This window comes from Humibacter albus DSM 18994 (assembly GCF_000421825.1).
In the GTDB taxonomy this organism is placed as follows: domain Bacteria; phylum Actinomycetota; class Actinomycetes; order Actinomycetales; family Microbacteriaceae; genus Humibacter; species Humibacter albus.
The window spans coordinates 99,399-118,948 of sequence record NZ_ATXT01000013.1; the positions used below are offsets into that span (position 1 = coordinate 99,399).

Consider the following 19,550-nt stretch of genomic DNA (forward strand, 5'->3'; position numbering starts at 1 on the left):
CGGTTGTTCACGCGAATTCCGGGGAGGCCGGATGACAAAGGGGTGGCTCGACGACGATGGGGTGGCGGCGGGCCGCCGCCCGAGCCTTCAGGAAGCGGCGGTGTCGTTCTCGTTCAGCCAGGCGAACGACTGCGCGATGCCGTCGAACACGTCACCCTTGTAGGCGTCGAACTCGATCACACGCAATGCCTGCGGCGCCGCCCGAAGAATCGCCTGCACATCGATGTCGCCCTGTCCGGCCGGCGTCTGGTTCTCGAAGGCCGCCTTCAGCGCTTCCGGCACGACGAGCGCGCTCTCGCTGCTGGGCAGCACGGTGGCGATGTCTCCGGTGATCCGGCCGTCCTTGACGTGGATGGCCGCGTCGCGATCGCCGAGAGAGCGGAGCACGGCCGGGGTGTCGGCGCCGCCGACGGTGGCCCAGAACGTGTCCACCTCCAACTTGACGCCCGGCTCGAGCTGTTCGACGAACAGCTCGTAGATCGGGCGGCCGTCGACCTTCTTCGTGAACTCCCACTGGTGGTTGTGGTAGCCGAACTGCAGGCCACGGTTCGCCGCCTGCTCGGCGAGAGCGTTGACGGCCTCGGCGAGGCGACGCGCGTCATCCGCGGTCTGCCAGCGGTCGGTGGGGATGAACGGGTCGATCACCGTGGTCATGCCGAGCTCGGCGGCGGCATCGAAGATGACCGCCGGGTCGTCGGCGTCGATGACGGGTGCGTGGCCGGACGGCGCGGTGATGCCGGACGCGGCGAACGCACGCGCGAACTCGGCGGTGCGCAGATGGAATGCGTAGGGCTCGACCTGGGTCAGGCCGATCTCGGCCACGCGCGCAACGGCGGCGTCGAGATTCTCGTCGATGGCATCGCGTACGGAGTAGAGCTGAACGGACGGAGTGGACATGAGGATGCTCCTTGCGTGGGTCGTGTCGAGTGGGTCGTGTCAGTCGGTGACGGTGAACTCGGTGTGGGCCGCAGCGTGCGCATCGGCTCCGACCCACACGTCGAACGTGCTCGCGTCGAGCATCCAGTCGCGCGTCGCCGCGCTCCAGTAGCGGCGCTGGTCGGGGCCGAGCTCGATGTCGACGGTGGTCGTCGCTCCAGCGCCGATGGTCACCTGCCGGAAGCCCTTCAGCTGCCGAAGCGGACGCGACGAGGTTCCGAACCGCTGGTGGAGGTAGAGCTGCACCGTCTCGACGCCGTCCCGGGCGCCGGTGTTGGTCACGTCGACGGACACCGTCACGGTGCCGTCGCGGCCGATGCGCTCGGCATCCACCCGGGGCTCGCCGTAGCTGAAGCTCGTGTAGGTGAGTCCATGACCGAATGGGAACAGCGGTGTGCTCTCCTCGTTCCAGTAGCGGTGCACCTGGTCCTGCGGTGCGTGCGAGCGCGTGACGGCGTGGTGCAGGGGCACCTGGCCGACGGAGCGCGGCCAGGTGAACGGCAGCCTGCCGGACGGCGCCGCTGCACCGAAGAGGAGGTTCGCGACGGCCTCACCGCCGCGTGTTCCCGGGTACCAGACCTCGAGGATCGCCGGCGCGTGCGAGGCGGCCCAGCGCAGATCGAGCGGGCGCCCGCTCATCAGCACGAGCACGACCGGGGTCCCGGTCGCGGCGACGGATTCGAGGAGCGTCTGCTGGTCGCCGGGCAGTGAGAGGTCGGAGCGCGACGCGTTCTCGCCGATCATGTCCTGCTGCTCACCGAGCACGAGGATCGCGACGTCGGCAGCGGAGGCGGCGTTCACCGCGGCTTCCAGAGCGGCCTCCGCGTCGAAGTCCGGCGCCGAGGTCGGACTCGTGTCGCCCCACATGTCGAACATCGACGGGAACGTGCGCTTCGGATACGCCACGCCCTGCTCGTGCACGACCTGTGCCCGGTCTCCGACGAACGCGCGGATGCCGTCCAGCACGGTGACGGTCTCGTCGAGATCGTGGTCGAAGACCCACGGGCCGATGGTGTCGCGCTTCGAGTCGGCGAGCGGGCCGATCACCGCGACCGTGCCGAGCGCGTCGGCGTCCAGCGGCAGCACCGAACCGTCGTTGTGCAGCAGTACGGCGGAACGCTCCGCGGCGCGTCGTGCGGTCTCGCGGTGCGCGGGGTCGGCGAGCACGGCCTCGGATGCCGCGGCATCCACGTAGGGATCGTCGAACAGGCCCAGCTTCTCCTTGATCTCGAGCACGCGGCGCACCGCGTCGTCGAGCCGGGCCGTGTCGACCAGCCCGTTCTCCACGGCCGCGACGAGGTTCTCGAATGCGGGCTGCGCGATCGCCATCTCCATGTCCACGCCCGCGTTGAGCGCACGCACCGCCGCGTCGGCGGCGTCGGACGCGAAGTGATGGGTCTCGAGGTCTTTGGCCGCGTTGGCGTCGGTCACGACGAAACCGTCGAAGCCGAGCGCGTCGCGGAGCACCTCGGTCAGCAGCCAGTGGTTGCCGCTGGCGGGCACGCCGTTGAGATCCATGTATGCCGACATGATGTTGCCCGCCCCGGCATCGATCGCCGCCGCGAAGGGCGGCAGGTAGGTGTTCCAGAACTCCTGGTCGGAGAGGTCGACCTCGTCGTAGTCGCGGCCGCCGAGGGCGGCACCGTAACCCGCGAAGTGCTTGGGGCCCGCGACCAGATGGCCCGGCGCACCGACGTGGTCGCCTTGAAAGCCGCGCACCTGCGCGGCAGCCACGACCGAGCCGAGGAACGGGTCCTCGCCGGCGCCCTCGATCATGCGACCCCAGCGCGGGTCGCGGGCGATGTCGACCATGGGGGCGAACGCCCAGTGGATGCCCACGGCGCGTGCCTCCCGCGCGGCGACGGCCTGCGCCTCCTCGATGGTGCCGGCATCCCAGCTGGCGGCCAGCGCGATCGGCACCGGGAAGATGGTGCGCAGGCCGTGGATCACGTCGAAGCCGAACAGCACGGGAATGCCGTGCCGGTTGCCCTCGATCGCCAGCTTCTGCAGGCGGTTGTTCTCCGCCGGGTCGGTCACGAACAGGAGCGAGCCCACGGCACCACGGGCGAGGGCGTCTTCGACTGCGCGCGGTTGCTGCGCGATCTCGGACTCCTCGCCGGCCAGAGCAGCCGGGATGCCGAAGTAGAAATACTGGATCAGCTGTCCGACCTTCTCCGGCACTGTCAGTTGCGCCAGGAGTTCCGTCACGCGGGCGGAGGTCGCGGGTGAGGTGTTCATGCGGGTTCCTTCCTGGAATTCGTCGTGCTGTCCGCGGATCGCCGTGTTGCGGACGGGACGTCCGCCTCTGCGGCCGATGCGGGTGACGATCTCGGAGCGGGCTCGATCAGATCGAAGAAGGCCTCCAGCGTGGTAGCCATGTCGACCTTCGGGTCGAGCAGCCATTGCAGCTGCAGACCGTCGGCGACGGCTTGCACGAGCCGGCTGAGGGCATCCGGATCGAGGCGGTCGTCGATGCGGCCCGCCTCTTGCTCGGCGCGCAGGGCTTGCGCGAACGTGTCGCGAAGGCCAGAGCTGCGCTCGGCGAAGAACGCGTGCGCGGGATGCCCCGGGTCGGCTGCGTCGACCGCCACCCGGGAGAACAGCTCGACCACGCCCGGCACCTGCGCGTTGTGGCGCACGATGCGCAGCATGGCGTCGCGGGCCGCGTTGAACGACGGGGGAGTCTCGTCGTCGCGAGGGGGCCGCAGCACGCCGTCGTCGAGCATCTGCAGATCATGCTCGTCGCGCGTGCGCAGGATGGCCGTGAACAGCTCTTCTTTGCTGTCGAAGTAGTGAAGGAGGCCGGCCTGGCTCAGGCCGACGGCGTCGGCGAGGTCTCGCACCGAGGGTCCGTGATAGCCGGACTCGGCGACGACGTCGAGCGCCTTGGAGAGGATCTCCTCCCGCTTGGCCACCCCTTTGGCATAGGACCCGCGCGTGCGCATATCCCAGAAGCGTAGCCCCAAAGCCGAATCGTGTTTGCGTTTCGCGTTTGCGGGTCACCCCGTTCCTGTGAAGATACCTAGACGTTCGTGTACAGTGTCCGCGTGGGTTGGTGGGTGCTCGGCGGGATCGTCGCTGTCGGCGTGCTGCTCTGGGGTGCCCACAGGCTCGGCTGGATCGATCTCAGTGACAAGAGCCGCGCATCCCCGGAGGGCGGCTCGCGCGGTGGCGGAAGTGTGCTCATGATCGGCGACGAAGTGTTCGCGCCGGCCAAGTACGAGGCGCAGCTCGAACTCGACAAGCAGGCCAGGCTGCCGATCCCGGCTCCGATCCCCGGTGATGGAGACAAGGGCATCTTCGGGGACGGGCCGGTGCGCATCCATCTGGACGCCTCCGGCAAGCCACAGCCGGTCGACGCATCCTCGCCGGTCGACGCGTCTCGCCGTGGCACGTCGCCGCGCCCGGAGGTCCGCCGGCGCGACGGGACGCTATGAGGCGTGACTAGTTTGCAGACACGGCGATGGGGTACGACGCAACGATGACAGCGATGCTCGGCCGACGTTAGTGCGACCGCTTCTCAGGCCGGCGTTCCCTGCGGGTTCTGAAAGTCGGGATGCCGCTGCAGCCATCCCCGCACATACGGACACAGCGCCACCACCCGCAGGTTCGCCGTGCGCGCGTCGTTCAGTGCCGCTTCGACCAACGTTCCCGCGAGACCCTCGCCCTGGTGCCCTTCGTCGACCTCGGTGTGTGTGAACACGATGTGATCGTCGAACCGGTTGTAGTACGCGGCACCCACGACGGCGCCGTCGATCTCGATGACGTAGCGGGAAGCATCCGATTCGTCTCGTACCTGTGCGCTCATGGCCTCAACATAGACCGCCTGTTCCTCAGGGCAGGCGAGGCGGATCGGCGTCGCCGCGGACCGGTCGCATCGGGCCGGACTCCTCGGAGCGGTCAGAATGGACGCATGTCCGACTCCTCCACCGCCGAATCGCCCGAGTTCGGTGACAGCCCGGTCGCCGGGGCCGGAGCGGAGGCGGATGCGCCGCGCGAGCTCCCCGCGTCGCACCCCGGGGAAGCGCAGGCGGCACCCGGAGCGCCGCGCCTCGACTGGTCGCCGGAGGGCCCCGACACCGTTTTCCGGGCCGACAACATGACAGTGTTGCCATCGCTTCCCGACGCGGCGTTCACCCTTGTCTACCTCGACCCGCCGTTCAACACCGGACGGAGACAGGAGCGCCGCACCGTGACGGCCGTGCGCAGCGACGAGGGCGGGTCGGCCGCGGGGTTCCAAGGGCGCAGCTACCGACGCATCCGCGGCGATCTGCTGCACTACGACGACCGGTTCGACGACTACTGGGAGTTCCTCGAGCCGCGGCTCGCCGAGGCGTGGCGCCTGCTGGCCGACGACGGCACCCTCTACCTGCACCTGGACTACCGCGAGGCGCACTACGCCAAGGTGCTGCTCGATGCGCTCTTCGGCCGGGACTCGTTCCTCAACGAGATCATCTGGGCCTACGACTACGGCGGCAAGGCGAAGCATCGCTGGCCGGCGAAGCACGACACGATCCTCGTCTACGTGAAGAATCCGCGCGGCTATCACTTCGACTCGACCGCCGTCGACCGAGAGCCCTACATGGCGCCGGGGCTGGTCACGCCCGAGAAGGCGTCGCGCGGCAAGCTGCCGACCGACGTGTGGTGGCACACCATCGTGGCGACCGCTGGACGCGAGAAGACCGGGTATCCGACTCAGAAACCGGAGGGGATTCTGCGGCGCATGGTGCAGGCATCCACCCGCGAGGGCGACTGGGTGCTCGACTTCTTCGCCGGCAGCGGTACGACGGGAGCGGTCGCCGCGGCACTGGGCCGCCGGTTCGTGCTCGTGGACAGCAACCCGGATGCCATCGGCGTGATGCGCAGACGGTTCGCGCGCATGCCGTCTGTCGCCTTCCGCTGAGCGCCCCACCTTCCCTGAACGATGCAGGCCTGGCGAGAACTGCCACGACTGCGCTGTCGCGAATTGCGCGACCGGTCGGCAGAACCCGCATCGTGCGGCAGCGGAAGCGGCACTTGATGGGTTTGCGTCGGCGCCGTGTAGCGCGGAACGCTCGCGTCAGCTCGAGCCGCGCACGATCAGGCGCGTCTCGAGGATGGTCGCGTGATCGACAGGCCCGCCCTCGACCATGGTCACGAGCTTCTCGGCCATGGTGGCGCCGAGCTCTGTCATCGACTGGTGCATCGTGGTGAGCGCGGGCGCTGCGGCCGAGCCGAGCGCGTCGTCGTCGTAGCCGACGACGGCGATGTCGTTCGGGATGCTCAGACCGTGTTCCGCGATGACCGCGTACGCTCCGAGCGCCATTTGGTCGTTCGCGGCGAAGACCGCGTCGATCGGCAGCTTGCGCGCCAGCAGACGCCGCATCGCCATGGCTCCGGATGCCGGCGAGAAGTCGCCCCACTCCACGAGCGAGGTGTCGAGCCCTGCCTCCGTCATGGCCCGGCGCCAGCCGAGCTCGCGGTCGAACCCGGCGGGCATGTCGGCCGGGCCTGCGATGGTCGCGATGTGCGTGCGACCTCGCTCGATCAGGTGCTGGGTGGCCGTGAGCGATCCGGCGATGTTGTCGACGTCGACGTAGTAGCTGTCATGGTCGTCGTGCAGCGGTCGGCCGCCGAACACGATGGGCACGGTGTGGCCGAGTCGGGCGTAGGAGTGGTCGCCGGAGTGGTGCGACACCACGAGCGCGCCGTCGACGTTGCCGCCGGTGAGGAACCGCCTCGTCTTGTCGGGGTTCGCCTCGGAGGCGACCACGATGCCCAGTGTGTAGTCCGTCGTCGCCAGGTGCATGGCCACGCCCTGGATGATGAGCGCGAAGAACGGATCGGTGAACACGCGTGAGGTGGACTCGGGGATCACCAGTGCGATGGACTCGGTGCGCCGGCTCGCCAGCGATCGCGCGGCCCGGTTGGGCACGTAGTTCAGCTCCGCGATCGCCCGGTTGACCGCGGCGATCAGGTCGGGCTTCACCTTGGGCGAGCCGTTGACGACGCGGGACACGGTGGCGCGCGAGACGCCGGCCCGTGCGGCCACCATCTCTAGCGTCGGCGCCTGTGCCGCGGCTTTCACGCCCATGGACTGTCCCTCTCCGACTGCGAACTTATCGCTATTCGCGGTCGCCTGGCGACTCGGGCCGGCACGGACCCGCGGCTACGGCGTCGCGACCTTGCCACCGCCGAGGTGGCGGCCATGATGGCCGCGTTCGCCCGACGTATCGTCATGGTCCTGGGTCGACGGATGCCCGTGTTGCGCATCCGCGTGCCTCCCGTGCTCGACGGGCGGCTCCGCACCCGTCGTCGTCTCGTCGTCATCGTCGTCGGCGGCGACGCGCGGGAGCGTCAGCGCACCCGTCTCCTCGGCAGCGGACACGGCCCGCATGGCCTCGTCGTCCGCGGCTTCCTGCAGCGCCGACTTCGCCCGCAGCGGTGGAGTCTTGAAGAACAGCGTGAGCACGAACGCGAGCAGCACCACGAACATCGCCACCCAGTACACGGTGACCGCGGACGAGTTGAAGCCCACCAGGAACGGCTTGGCCAGACGCTCGTCGGCGCTCTTCAGGAACGAGGTGTCGTTGATGGTGCTCGAGTCGACCTTCGTCGAGCCGCCCGACTTCGTCAGCTGCTTCTGGATGGTCGGCACCAGCGTGTCGACGAAGTCGCTGCGCTCGCTCGCCTTCGAGAAGTCGAGCGTGACCGTGCCGTCGGCGGAGACCCGGGCGACGGGGACAGCCTTCTCGATGCCGGCGGTCGCCGCCTTGAGCGCGGCCTTCTCGCCTGCGGCGGCACCCGCCTCGCCCGCCGACGCCTTGGCCGCAGCGGCTTCGTTCTGCGGGATGAGTCCGGCGTCGACCTGCTTCTGCACGGCCGCGATCGCGGCGTCCTTGCCCTTGGTGCTGCCCTCGGCCTTGGCCGAGTCGACCTTGGTCTGCAGCTGATTCGTCGTGTTCTTCGTCACGTTGTCGACGATCGGGTCGTAGACGGTCTTCATGATCGCCTTGTTCTCCGGCGCGTCCGCCACCGCAGGATCGAAGGCGGCGTTCAGCGCGGCTGTCAGCGTCGGCTTGTCGCTCAGCGACGACTGGATGTTCGTGGGCATCACAGCGAACAACAGTGAGATGAGCACGGCGGTGCCGAGCGTTCCACCGATCTGCCGGAAGAACGTGGAGGCGCTCGTGGCGACCCCCATGTCGCGCAGCGTGACCGCGTTCTGGCTCGCGATGGTGAGCGTCTGCATCATCTGGCCGAGACCGAGACCGATGAGAAGCATCGCGCACGCGATGATCCAGTACGACGTGTCGTACTTCACGAACGTCAGCCAGAAGAATCCGCCCGCGAGCAGCAGGGTGCCGAGAATCGGGAACTGCCGATAGTGGCCGGTGCGGGCGATGATCTGCCCGCTCGCGATCGAGGCGATCATCAGACCGAGGATCATCGGCAGCAGCTGAAGACCGCTCTCGGTCGGGGTCGAACCGAGCACGAGCTGAAGGTAGAGCGGGATGGTCAGCATGGCCCCGAACATCCCGAAACCGACGAGCACGCCGATGATCGTCGCCATCGAGAACGTGTTCGAGCGGAACAGCTTGAGCGGGATGAGCGCGTCATCTTTCATCAGCATCTCGACGATGATGAAGCCGAGCACGCCGACGGCGCCGATCACGTAGCAGAGGATCGAGGCGACGCTGCCCCAGCCCCAGTCGCGGCCCTGCTCCGCCACGAGCAGCAGCGGCACGAGGGCGACGATCACGCCGACGGCACCCCACCAGTCGATGCGCACGGAGTGGTGGTTGTGGTGCGGGATGTGCAGGAAGGCCAGCACGATGAACAGGGCGATGATGCCGATCGGCACGTTGATCAGGAACACCCAGCGCCAGCCGGCGATCCAGAGGATCTGGTTCGCTCCGGCGAACAGGCCGCCGATCAGCGGGCCCGCGACGCTCGAAATGCCGAAGACGGCCAGGAAGTAGCCCTGATACTTGGCGCGCTCGCGCGGAGCGAGGATGTCGCCCATGATGGCCAACGGCATCGACATCAGGCCGCCGGCACCGAGGCCCTGCACGGCGCGGAAGAACGCGAGCTCGATCATCGAGGTCGAGAACGACGACAGGATCGACCCGATCACGAAGATGACGATCGCGAGAATGAACAGCGGTCGCCGTCCGAAGATGTCGGACAGCTTGCCGTAGATGGGCGTGGCGATCGTGGAGACGATCAGGTAGGCGGTGGTCACCCAGGCCTGCAGGCTGAGGCCGTGCAGGTCATCGCCGATCGTGCGGATGGCGGTCCCGACGACGGTCTGATCGAGTGCGGAGAGGAACATGCCCGCCATCAGACCGAAGATCACGAACATGATCTGGCGATGGGACATGATCGGCGCGGGAGTCGCGGGCGCCTGCGCGGGAGTGGCGGCTTGTGACATAGGTCCCCGGGGTTCTAGTGGAAGTGCGTGTGATGGGCCGAACGGCGAGAAGAGCGCAACGAATCGAGTCCGCTGACGTCGGCCCCATTGAGAAAGTTGCGGTGAGTGCACAAATTTACACCGCGGGACCGACATCGGAACAACCGAGCCGAGCCGGATCGATGTGAGCACGTACAGGTTCCGGTGTTCCCGCGGCGCCCCCTTACGAGGTACACCGAGAATTCCAAGCGTGATGACGTAGGTTCTGCACGGTCATGTTCCAGTCCCACGCCACACCGCCCCGCGCCCGTTCCCTTCGTCGCGCCGCCGACGAGCCCGTCGATGGGGCTGTTCCGCCCGTGCACGAAGGCGGGCTGACCCGCCGCGCGGCCCTCGGCGGCTTCGTCGCCACGTCCGCCCTTCTGCTGGCGGGATGCTCCGCCGACCTGGCGAAGACCGCCTCGCGTTCGAGCGGAACGGCGACGGCGGCGCGGGCGCGAGTGGCGTCGGTGTCGCCGGCACAGGCATCCGTGGCGGGCCAGCCCGTCACCATCACGGGGACCGGTCTGCAGCACGTGAAGACGGTGTCGTTCGGAGACACAGCGGTCGAGGCCAAGCGGGTCTCGGCGGACAAGATCGTGGCGACGGCTCCGGCTTCCACGAACTATCAGCCGGCGGTGGTGAGCGTCAGCGTTCTCTCGGGTGGCGGCCAGGTGCTCGCGACGAAGCCGGACGCCCTGCAGTACGTCGCGACTGCTGGCGTCGGCGCCCAGATGCAGTACGCACTCGCCCACTGGCAGAACTACAACACGGCGCAGTACGGAGATCTGAACCCGGTGGGCGGTGACTGCGCCAATTTCGTCAGCCAGACCCTCATCGCACGCGGCTGGACCATGAACGACGAGTGGTACAACCACGACGCGGCGGCGGACTGGAGCTCGGCGTGGGGCTACGTGCCGTCGTTCGACGAGTATCTGTCCGACAACGCGGCGGCGCTCGGGCTCGAGAAGGTGAGCTTCGACCAGGCGGACCGATCGAAGGTGGCGCTCGGCGACATCGCCATCTTCTACTGGGGCGATGACACCTCGCCCGACCACACGCAGGTCGTGGACCGGATCGACGTCGTCGATGGTGCGTACAAGATCCTGATGGCCAGCCACAACGACGACTACGAGTACCGCGACCTCGACACGACGATCACGACGCAGCATCCGGGTTCGACCGGACACTTCTGGCACCTCACGAGGTAGGACGCGCGGCGATTCACGGGCGATGCCGCGGCGAGTTCACGGGCGGCGGCGCTGAGAGCGCCGGCCATCACAGCCACGGGCCGCTCGAACAGTGTTGCCCCGAACGGGGGCCGCTGAGCGGGCTTCTCAGGTCTCGGCGGACTCTACGCTGGTGGGCGTGGCATCCCATCGCGCCAGAGTCGGCGCACTCGTCGCGGCTCTGACCGCAGGGGTGCTCGTGCTCGGCTCGGGGGCCTGGGCGCTGGGTGCCGCCGTGTTTCCGCACGAGGACGCAGCCTCGGCCCGGTCGGGAATCGCCGTCAGGCCGTCACCGACGGCTTCGCCGGCGCCCGTGGCCGTCGCCGTGCAGACGCCGTCGCCCACGCCGACGCCCACGTTCGACAAGGCGGCGAACTCGATCGACGACCCGCGCAGTATCTGGGTCGTCGTCAACAAGTCGCGAGCGCTGAATCCCGTCGACTACGTTCCGCCGGATCTCGTGCAGCCGCCCGTGCCGAACATCAACGGGCAGCCGGTGCGCCAGATCGTCTCCGGCCCTCTCGCCACCATGTTCGCCGCGGCGAAGTCCGAGGCGGGGTTGAGCCTTACGCTGCAGAGCGGCTACCGCTCCTATCAGACGCAGGTCTCCGTCTACGACCAAGACGTGGCGGCCAACGGTCAGGCGTATGCCGACACCGACACCGCGCGACCCGGGCACAGCGAACACCAGACCGGTCTCTCCGTCGACATCAGCGCGGCATCCGGCGAGTGCACGCTGAATGCCTGTTTCGGCCAGACTGCGGAGGGCCGGTGGCTTGCCGCCAACGCCTGGCGCTTCGGCTTTCTGCTGCGCTACCCCTCCGACAAGGTGCCGGTGACGGGCTTCACGTACGAGCCCTGGCATTTCCGCTACATCGGGCTGCCGCTGGCCACCGAACTGCACGACACGGGGGTCACCACGCTCGAGGAGTACTTCGGCGTTCCCGGCGGCGAGACGTATCCGGGCTGAAGTCGTAGCGAACCGGGGGCCGAAGCTGCGCGAGCGTCGACCTGAGGAGCGACTGAATATCACACCGAGCGCGGGCGTGGCCGGGGTGAGGCACAGCATCCGTCGTTAGCGTCTTAACCCATGGCGGGGCGAGCAGGCAAGAGCGGGCGGATGAAGCGCGGGTGGTGGGCGGCGGCCGTCTTGTCGGTCTCGACAGCACTCGTGCTGACCGGATGCTCCGCCGGCGAACCCGCGCTGCCCGCGCCGATCCAGAAGCAGCTGAGCTACGCGATGAAGCACTGGAACCATTACAACACCAAGATCTATGGCGACCTGAACCCGGTGGGCGGCGACTGCGCCAACTTCGTGAGCCAGACGCTCATCGCGCGCGGCTGGAAGATGAACGACACCTGGTACAACCACGATGCGGCGGCATCCTGGAGCCCGGCCTGGGGCTACGTGCCGGCCATGAACGACTACTTCACGGCGAACGCGAAGAGCCTCGGGCTCACCGAATATCCGTTGAACAAGCGGTCGAAGATCGCCGTCGGCGACATCGTGATGTTCGACTGGGATGACGACGGTTCCTTCGATCATGTCGAGATCGTCAGCAAGGTGGTCGACACCACGGTGGACGGCAAGAAGCACGTCGACATCAAGATGGCCGGGCACAACAAGGACACCAAGTACCGGGACCTCGACTACGTGCTCGACAAGGAGTACGACAACGCCACCGGACACTTCTGGCACATCTCGCTGCCCGCCACCTCGACGGCGACGCCCACGAGCTGATCCGGGCGCGGCGCCGCATGCCGCGCGGCCGCCCGTCGCGGCGCCACCCGTCCCTGTCGGACGTGTCGTCGGTCGTGACTGGGGGCAGAACCATGTTCATAACTCAGGACCGGACCGTGAGGCGCACGCGGCATCGCCGAAAGCGACGCGGAACTGCGGCTTCAGCCCGAATTATGGACGGCGGCGAGCGGATTCCTTGACGTGACACCACGATGGTGTCATAGTGGTGTCATGCAACTCACGACGTATGTCGACGACCTTCAGCGTCAACTCGCCACCGCCGCGTCAGCGGGCGGCGAGCAAGCGCGCGACCTCGCACAGCGGCTGACGGCTTCATTGGATGCCGCCGCGCGCCTCGTGCTGCTCAACGCGCTGTCCGACGCGGCCGGCGAGATCACCACCGAGCTCGCCCCAGGGTCGGTCGACGTGCGCCTGCGGGGACATGAGCCGGAGTTCGTCGTCACGGCGCCGGCACTGGTGGCGGAGGATGGCGGAGACGGGCCGACGGAGTCTGTCGTGTCCGCCTCCGCTCCCTCTGCCGCCATCGACGGCGACGACCGGGCCACCACCCGCACCACCCTCCGACTGCCCGACGAGCTCAAAGCACGGGTCGAGCATGCCGCCGCGCACGACGGCGTCTCCGTGAACACCTGGCTCGTCCGTGCCGTCGCCGCGGCGCTCGAACCTCCCAAGTCCAGGCGCGCGTCCCGTGAGGCGCGCAACGACAGGCTCACCGGCTGGGTCCGCTGAGGACCAGCCGCTTCCGCAGTCCAGTTCACCGCGACTCGAGCCGAGCCGCAGAACACGCAGGCCGGGCGGCGCTGAGCGCACCGGCATCCATACCGTCCGACCGGACGGGCACCCACCCATCGAGGAGTCATCATGCCTGTTTTCGCGACCCCGGAACCCATCACTCTCGACCTCGACCTCGCCGTCGGACGGGTGCACATCGTGGCCTCGGAGCGCGACGAAGCCACGGTCAGCGTGGCGCCGGGTGACTCCGATCGCCCGGGCGATCTCCGCGCCGCGCGCGACGTGCGCGTGGACTTCGCGGCCGGCGTGCTCTCGTTGGTGGCCACCAAGACCTGGCGGTTCATCGGGCCCGGCGATCACCAGATCGACGTCGAGATCTCGCTGCCTTCGGGCAGCGACCTGCGCGGCAAGATCTCCGCCGGAAGCCTCACCGTGGACGGCAGGATCGGCGGGTGCTCGTTCCGGGTCGGTGCCGGCGACATCCGCTTGGATGCCACGGGACGGCTCGCCCTGTACACCGGCGCCGGCTCGATCACGGTGGGCCATGCCGTGGGGGAGGCGACCATCGGCACCGGTGCGGGATCCATTCGCGTCGGCACGCTCGACGGCGACGCCGAGATCAAGAACGTCACGGGTTCCACGACGCTCGGAACCGTGACCGGAAGCCTCACCGTCAAAGGCGGCCACGGCGACATCGTGATCGACCGCGTTGTAGACCGTGCCGACGTGCGAAGCGGATACGCAGGCATCCGCATCGATCGCGTCGAGGGTGGTGAGGTGCACCTGGAGAACGGCTACGGCCCCATCGAGATCGGCGTTCCCGAGGGCGTCGCGGCCTGGCTCGACGTGTCGTCGCAGCACGGCCCGGTGACCAATGAGCTCGACGCCGTCGCCTCGCCCGCCGACACCGACCGCACCGCGCAGATCATCGCGCACAACAACTGGGGGTCGATCGTGATCCGACGCCCACTGACCTGAGTCGGACCGCCACCCAGGTCGTCACACAGATCGCCGCCACTCGGGCGATTCCCCACCCACGGTGCGATCGCCCGCGGCAGGGCGATGTTCGTCGCGCCCGCAATCAAGGAGATTCTCATGACCACGTCACAACCATCGCCGGATGCCGTCGCCCCGTCCACGCGGCAGCTCGCTCCGCCAAGCCCCGCGATCCGGGTTCGCAGCATCACCAAGTCGTTCAAGGATGTCCAGGTGCTCCGCGGCGTCGACTTCGACGTCGCCCGTGGCAGCATCTTCGCGCTGCTCGGCTCCAACGGGGCGGGCAAGACGACGCTCGTCAAGATCCTCGCCACGCTGCTGAAGCCCGACGCCGGAAGCGCGAGCGTTGACGGGTTCGACGTGACTCGGCAGGCGGCGAAGGCGCGGGCATCCATCAGCCTGACCGGCCAGTTCGCCGCGGTCGACGAACTGTTGAGCGGGCGCGAGAACCTGATGCTCGTGGCACGGCTACGGCATGTCGCGCACCCCGCCGCCGTGGCGGATGAGCTGCTCGCGCGGTTCTCGCTGGCGGAGGCGAGCGGCCGCAGGGCCTCGACGTATTCCGGCGGGATGCGGCGGCGGCTCGACATCGCGATGAGCCTCATCGGCGAACCGCCCGTGATCTTCCTGGATGAGCCGACCACAGGGCTCGACCCGCAGGCGCGCATCGACGTGTGGAACGCCATTGACGGACTCGCCGCGGGCGGCACGACCGTGCTGCTCACCACGCAGTATCTCGACGAAGCGGAGCGCCTGGCAGATCGGATCGCGATCCTGCATCAGGGCCGCATCCTCGTGAACGGCACGCTCGCCGAGCTCAAGGGCCTGCTGCCGCCGGCGAAGGTCGAGTACGTCGAGAAACAGCCGACGCTCGAGGACGTGTTCCTCGCGCTGACCGGCCAGGCCGCCGCCGAAGACGCGGCCGTTGACCACGCAGACAACGCCGCCGAGGCGCATGAGCGCCGGAATGACTGAGGAGACCACCATGACCACCCACTTCATCGGCGATACGGCCACATTGACCGGTCGTTCGCTCAAGCACGTCACGCGCAGCCTCGACACCATCATCACGACGTGCGTCATGCCGATCGCGTTCCTGCTGCTCTTCGTCTACGTCTTCGGCGGGGCCATCGAGACGGGAACGGATGTCTCCTACATCGACTATCTGCTGCCCGGCATCCTGCTCATCACCATCGCCACCGGAATCTCGTACACCGCCTACCGACTGTTCCAAGACATGCAGGGCGGCATCGTCGAGCGGTTCCAGTCGATGCCGATCGCCCGCTCGTCCACACTCTGGGCGCACGTGCTCACCTCGCTCGTCGCCAACGCGCTCTCGCTGGTGGTCGTGGTGGGCGTCGCTTTCGCTATGGGGTTCCGGTCGGGCGCGAACGTGCTCGACTGGCTGGGGGTGGCGGGCATCCTGCTGCTGTTCACGCTGGCGCTCACCTGGATCGCGGTGATTCCGGGGCTCGTGGCCAAATCGCCGGACGGTGCGAGCGCGTTCTCGTACCCGCTGATCTTCCTGCCGTTCATCAGCTCGGCGTTCGTACCCACGGCATCCATGCCAGGGCCTGTGGCGTGGTTCGCGCAGTACCAGCCGGTGACGCCGATCGTGAACTCGGTCCGCGCGCTGCTCACGGGGCAGCCCGTGGGTGGCGACATCTGGATCGCGCTTGCCTGGCTCATGGGTGTTCTGGTCGTGGCGTACGCGGTGGCCCAGGTGATCTATCGCCGCAAGGTTTCGTAGCGTGTTGTGCTCCCTGAGCGAGCGAAGCGAGTCGAAGGGCGCGGTGCTCCCTGTGCTCCCTGTGCTCCCTGTGCTCCCTGAGCGAGCGGGGCGAGTCGAAGGGCGCTGCTTCACGCCGTAGCGTCGCCGCGGAACGGGCCCCTTCGACTCGCTTCGCTCGCTCAGGGAGCAGGGGTGTCTCGCGCTCGCTCAGGGAGCAGGGCTGCATTCGCGCTCGCTCGGGGCGCAGTAGCGGCCCCCTCTCACGGCGCGGATTCGGAGTCATCGCGCTCGGCTGCCTGCGCCATCGTTCCGGCGGCTGCCCGCTGTCGACGAGACCAACCGGCGAGGTCGGCGATACGACCCGCCACCAGCGCCTCCTTCTTGGTGTGCGACCAACCGTGCAGCCGCCGCTCAAGTGAATAGGCGTCGGCGATATGTCCGGTCTCCTCGGACCACACGAGTCGCACCGGCAGCCTTTCGCGCGTGTAGGCGCTGCCGCCGAGCTCATGCTCGAGAAGCCTCCGTTCAAGGTCGGTCGTGCTTCCCGTGTAGTAGGTCCCATCCGAGCATTCGAGAATGTAGACGAAAGGCATGCCGATAGCATCCACGGCCGAAGTGCAGCGCCTCCTGGTGTTCCTGGGCGAATGTGGAGTGGTTGTCACCCGGACCGTGTGGACGGAGAGTTGGCGGCGGCCCTTCGACTCGTTTCGCTCGCTCAGGGGTGGTGCTTCCGGGCGGCGTGCCCTTCGACTCGCTTCGCTCGCTCAGGGAGCAGGGAGCAGGGAGCAGGGAGCAGGACTGTAGCGGCCCTTCGACTCGCTTCGCTCGCTCAGGGAGCAGGGAGCAGGGAGCACTAGCGCAGGGCGGCGTCGACGATCTTCTTCGCCTCGGACTGCACCTGCTTCAGGTGGTCCGGGCCGAGGAACGACTCGGCGTAGATCTTGTACACGTCCTCCGTGCCGCTGGGGCGGGCCGCGAACCAGGCGCTGTCGGTCACGACCTTGACACCGCCGATGGGTGCGTCGTTGCCCGGCGCCTTCGACAGCTTCGCGGTGATGCGCTGGCCGGCGAGCTCCGTGGCTTCGATGGAGTCGCCGTCGAGCTTGCCGAGGCGAGCCTTCTGCTCTTTGGAGGCCGCGGCATCCACTCGCTGATACACCGGGTCACCGAACTGTTCGGTGAGCTCGGCGTAGAGCTGCGATGGGCTCTTGCCGCTGACGGCGATGATCTCGCTGGCCAGCAGGGCGAGCAGGATGCCATCTTTGTCGGTCGTCCATGCCGTGCCGTCGAGGCGGAGGAACGAAGCTCCTGCGCTCTCCTCGCCGCCGAAGCCGACGGAGCCGTCGACGAGGCCGGGCACGAACCACTTGAATCCGACCGGCACCTCCCACAGGCGGCGGCCCAGTGACTCCGCAACGCGATCGATGATCGACGAGGAGACGAGGGTCTTGCCGACGGCGGCATCCTCCCGCCACTGGGGTCGGTGCGTGTAGAGGTACTGGATGGCGACGGCCAGGTAGTGGTTCGGGTTCATCAGGCCGCCATCGGGCGTCACGATGCCGTGCCGGTCGGAGTCGGCGTCGTTGCCGGTGAGCACATCGAAGTCGTCCTTGTGCTTCAGAACGGATGCCATGGCCGACGGTGACGACGGATCCATACGGATCTTGCCGTCCCAGTCGAGCGTCATGAAGCCCCACTGCGGATCGATCGTCGGGTTCACCACCGTGAGGTCGAGGCCGTACGTCTCGCCGATCAGCGCCCAGTAGTGCGCGCTCGCGCCACCCAGCGGATCCGCGCCGATGCGCACGCCCGCGCGCTTGATGGCATCCACGTCGATGATGTTGCGTAGGTCGTCGACGTAGTTGCCGCGGAAGTCGTACGTGCCGACGCCGCTCGGCTCGGCTCGGTTCACGTCGCGCAGCCCGTTCCCGATGATCTCGTTGGCGCGATTCGCGATCCAGCCCGTGGCATCCGAGTCGGCCGGACCGCCGTGCGGCGGGTTGTACTTGAAGCCGCCGTCGCGCGGCGGGTTGTGGCTCGGAGTGACGACGATGCCGTCGGCCTGCGGCCCGCCCGGATGCTCACGGTTGTACTTGATGATGGCGTGGCTGACGGCGGGCGTCGGCGTGAAGTCGTCGTACTCATCCATCAGCACGTCGACGCCGTTCGCGACGAGTACCTCGAGCGCCGTGGTCTGAGCCGGCATGCTCAGCGCGTGCGTGTCAGCGCCGATGAACAGCGGGCCCGTGGTGCCCTGGCCCTGGCGGTATTCGACGATCGCCTGCGTGACCGCCGCGATGTGGTCGTCGTTGAAGGCGGCGTCGAACGCGCTCCCGCGGTGGCCGCTGGTGCCGAAGACGACGCGCTGTTCCGGCACGTCAGGCTCCGGATGCAGGTCGTAGTAGGCCCGCACCAGGGCCTCCACGTCGATCAGGTCTTCGGGGGTGGCTGGCGTGCCTGCGCGATCCGACATGCGCTCCAGTCTCGCACCAGCGCGCCCCTGCGTCTGCCCCGGGACGCGCCTTGTCGTGTGCCGCACGGCTCGGGCCGCGCCTTCGCCGTCGAGACATACCGAATCGGCCGAGACAGCCTTCGTGGCGGTATGTCTCGGCCGAATGGGTATGTGTGACGAGCAGAAGCGCTTCCCAGGCGGAGGCGGTAACTCGCGCGTGGGCGGGCGTCGGCCGCCACTAGGATTTCGGCATGTCGGATGCCAGCACCCAGACCGAAGAGACCTACAGCTTTCTGGGGCCGTCCGGCACGTTCACCGAGGCCGCGCTCGCGCAGGTGCCGCAGGCACGGGGCAAGACGTGGCGGCCCGTCAACAACGTCGGTGAAGCGCTCGACGACGTCGTGAGCGGCCGCAGCGTCGCCGCCATGATCGCCATTGAGAACTCGATCGAGGGCGGCGTCTCAGCCACGCAGGACGCGCTCGCGATTATGCCCGGGCTGCGCATCGTGGGCGAGTACCTGGTGCCGGTGGGCTTCGTGCTGGTGGCGAGGCCGGGAACGACGCTGGCCGATGTGAAGACGGTGACGGGGCATCCGGTCGCGTATGCGCAGTGCACGGCATGGCTCGGCGCGCAGCTGCCTTCGCACGACTACGTGCCGGCCTCGAGCAACGTCACCGCGGCCACTGATCTGCTGCAGACGGATGCCTCCGGTCGCCCGCTCAGCCCGGCCGACGCCGCCATCGCTCCGCCCACGATCGTCGGCCACTACGACCTGACGGTGCTGGCAGAGAACATCATCGACAACCCGAATGCGGTCACGCGGTTCGCGCTCGTGAGCCGCACTCGGAGCATCCCGGCGCCCACGGGTGCCGACAAGACGAGCCTCATCATCGAGCTGCCCGCGGAGCGGGCAGGCACGCTCGTCGAGATGCTGGAGCAGTTCTCAACCCGCGGCGTGAACCTGAGCCTCATCGAGTCCCGGCCGATCGGCGACGAGTTCGGGCGGTACCGATTCATCATCGATGCGGATGGGCACGTGCACGACGAACGCGTGGCGGATGCCCTGCTCGGCTTGTTCAGGTTCAGCCCGAACATCCTGTTTCTGGGCTCGTATCCCCGTGCCGACCGCGTGCCGGTGGACTTCGACGCCCGCTACGCCGACGACGTGTTCATCGAGGCGCGCGACTGGCTGCGCGGCCTGATCGGCGGCGAACCGGAGGCGTAGGGCCGCCCGGAACTGAGCGCGTTGGCGCGCGGGTTGGCGCTGTCGTCTGCACCA

General features: G+C 68.1%; 18 protein-coding genes. 10 read left to right on the forward strand and 8 right to left on the reverse strand.

Annotated elements, in window-relative coordinates; genetic code table 11:
• Positions 1 to 87 precede the first annotated feature (87 nt).
• The 3 genes from H623_RS0105190 to H623_RS17935 are packed head-to-tail and all read right to left on the reverse strand — an operon-like array spanning position 88 to position 3,881.
• Positions 88 to 897, reverse strand: coding sequence for a sugar phosphate isomerase/epimerase family protein (locus H623_RS0105190; protein WP_022899888.1), 810 nt, complete (start codon positions 895 to 897; stop codon positions 88 to 90).
• Between the two features lie 39 nt (positions 898 to 936).
• Positions 937 to 3,174 carry a beta-glucosidase BglX gene (gene bglX / locus H623_RS17930; RefSeq protein ID WP_022899889.1) on the reverse strand — a complete coding sequence of 746 codons (2,238 nt, stop codon included), beginning with the start codon at positions 3,172 to 3,174 and terminating at the stop codon, positions 937 to 939.
• Positions 3,171 to 3,881: a TetR/AcrR family transcriptional regulator gene (locus H623_RS17935; RefSeq protein ID WP_022899890.1), complete on the reverse strand. Its 711-nt coding sequence runs from the start codon at positions 3,879 to 3,881 to the stop codon at positions 3,171 to 3,173. Before H623_RS17935 ends, bglX begins: the two co-directional genes overlap by 4 nt.
• Positions 3,882 to 3,983: 102 nt before the next feature.
• Between H623_RS17935 and H623_RS17940 the strand changes: the two genes are divergently transcribed.
• On the forward strand, positions 3,984 to 4,373 hold the full coding sequence (locus H623_RS17940; protein ID WP_022899891.1) for a hypothetical protein: 390 nt from the start codon (positions 3,984 to 3,986) through the stop codon (positions 4,371 to 4,373).
• An 83-nt stretch (positions 4,374 to 4,456) separates the two neighbouring features.
• Here the strand turns inward: H623_RS17940 and H623_RS22315 are convergent, their stop codons facing one another.
• Entirely contained in the window at positions 4,457 to 4,951 is a 495-nt protein-coding gene (locus H623_RS22315) for a GNAT family N-acetyltransferase (RefSeq protein WP_342664577.1), read from the reverse strand.
• An 84-nt stretch (positions 4,952 to 5,035) separates the two neighbouring features.
• Here H623_RS22315 and H623_RS0105215 point away from each other — a divergent pair, with 84 nt between their 5' ends.
• The gene (locus H623_RS0105215; RefSeq protein WP_051143118.1) at positions 5,036 to 5,839 is read left to right on the forward strand and encodes a DNA-methyltransferase; all 804 of its coding nucleotides are present in this window, start codon (positions 5,036 to 5,038) and stop codon (positions 5,837 to 5,839) included.
• A 156-nt stretch (positions 5,840 to 5,995) separates the two neighbouring features.
• Here the strand turns inward: H623_RS0105215 and H623_RS0105220 are convergent, their stop codons facing one another.
• Both H623_RS0105220 and H623_RS17945 read right to left on the reverse strand, forming a co-directional pair.
• Positions 5,996 to 7,009 carry a LacI family DNA-binding transcriptional regulator gene (locus H623_RS0105220; protein ID WP_022899894.1) on the reverse strand — a complete coding sequence of 338 codons (1,014 nt, stop codon included), beginning with the start codon at positions 7,007 to 7,009 and terminating at the stop codon, positions 5,996 to 5,998.
• A gap of 75 nt (positions 7,010 to 7,084) precedes the next feature.
• Positions 7,085 to 9,349 carry an MDR family MFS transporter gene (locus tag H623_RS17945; protein ID WP_022899895.1) on the reverse strand — a complete coding sequence of 755 codons (2,265 nt, stop codon included), beginning with the start codon at positions 9,347 to 9,349 and terminating at the stop codon, positions 7,085 to 7,087.
• Between the two features lie 254 nt (positions 9,350 to 9,603).
• On the opposite strand from H623_RS17945, the gene H623_RS0105230 reads away from it, so the two are divergent.
• The 7 genes from H623_RS0105230 (at position 9,604) to H623_RS0105260 (ending at position 15,836) form a co-directional block, all read left to right on the forward strand.
• The gene (locus H623_RS0105230) at positions 9,604 to 10,578 is read left to right on the forward strand and encodes an amidase domain-containing protein (RefSeq protein ID WP_084485651.1); all 975 of its coding nucleotides are present in this window, start codon (positions 9,604 to 9,606) and stop codon (positions 10,576 to 10,578) included.
• Between the two features lie 157 nt (positions 10,579 to 10,735).
• Complete coding sequence (locus tag H623_RS0105235) at positions 10,736 to 11,566, forward strand: M15 family metallopeptidase (RefSeq protein ID WP_033371432.1); 831 nt, start codon at positions 10,736 to 10,738, stop codon at positions 11,564 to 11,566.
• 120 nt (positions 11,567 to 11,686) lie between these two features.
• A complete protein-coding gene (locus tag H623_RS17950; RefSeq protein ID WP_084485653.1) occupies positions 11,687 to 12,337 on the forward strand; it encodes an amidase domain-containing protein in 651 nt (216 codons plus the stop codon).
• A gap of 231 nt (positions 12,338 to 12,568) precedes the next feature.
• Positions 12,569 to 13,087: a toxin-antitoxin system HicB family antitoxin gene (locus H623_RS0105245; RefSeq protein ID WP_022899899.1), complete on the forward strand. Its 519-nt coding sequence runs from the start codon at positions 12,569 to 12,571 to the stop codon at positions 13,085 to 13,087.
• A 132-nt stretch (positions 13,088 to 13,219) separates the two neighbouring features.
• Positions 13,220 to 14,068 (forward strand): DUF4097 family beta strand repeat-containing protein, encoded by an 849-nt coding sequence (locus H623_RS0105250; protein ID WP_022899900.1) that lies wholly within the window; start codon positions 13,220 to 13,222, stop codon positions 14,066 to 14,068.
• Positions 14,069 to 14,185: 117 nt separating this feature from the next.
• A complete protein-coding gene (locus H623_RS17955; RefSeq protein ID WP_084485745.1) occupies positions 14,186 to 15,061 on the forward strand; it encodes an ABC transporter ATP-binding protein in 876 nt (291 codons plus the stop codon).
• Between the two features lie 10 nt (positions 15,062 to 15,071).
• Positions 15,072 to 15,836: an ABC transporter permease gene (locus H623_RS0105260; RefSeq protein WP_026939943.1), complete on the forward strand. Its 765-nt coding sequence runs from the start codon at positions 15,072 to 15,074 to the stop codon at positions 15,834 to 15,836.
• A 242-nt stretch (positions 15,837 to 16,078) separates the two neighbouring features.
• Here the strand turns inward: H623_RS0105260 and H623_RS17960 are convergent, their stop codons facing one another.
• Together H623_RS17960 and pgm are read right to left on the reverse strand one after the other, a co-directional pair.
• Positions 16,079 to 16,411, reverse strand: a complete 333-nt coding sequence (locus H623_RS17960) for a GIY-YIG nuclease family protein (RefSeq protein WP_051143120.1) — start codon at positions 16,409 to 16,411, stop codon at positions 16,079 to 16,081.
• 260 nt (positions 16,412 to 16,671) lie between these two features.
• On the reverse strand, positions 16,672 to 18,291 hold the full coding sequence (gene pgm / locus H623_RS0105270; RefSeq protein ID WP_022899904.1) for a phosphoglucomutase (alpha-D-glucose-1,6-bisphosphate-dependent): 1,620 nt from the start codon (positions 18,289 to 18,291) through the stop codon (positions 16,672 to 16,674).
• Positions 18,292 to 18,521: 230 nt separating this feature from the next.
• Here pgm and pheA point away from each other — a divergent pair, with 230 nt between their 5' ends.
• Positions 18,522 to 19,496: a prephenate dehydratase gene (gene pheA / locus H623_RS0105275; protein ID WP_022899905.1), complete on the forward strand. Its 975-nt coding sequence runs from the start codon at positions 18,522 to 18,524 to the stop codon at positions 19,494 to 19,496.
• The last annotated feature ends 54 nt before the right edge of the window (positions 19,497 to 19,550 follow it).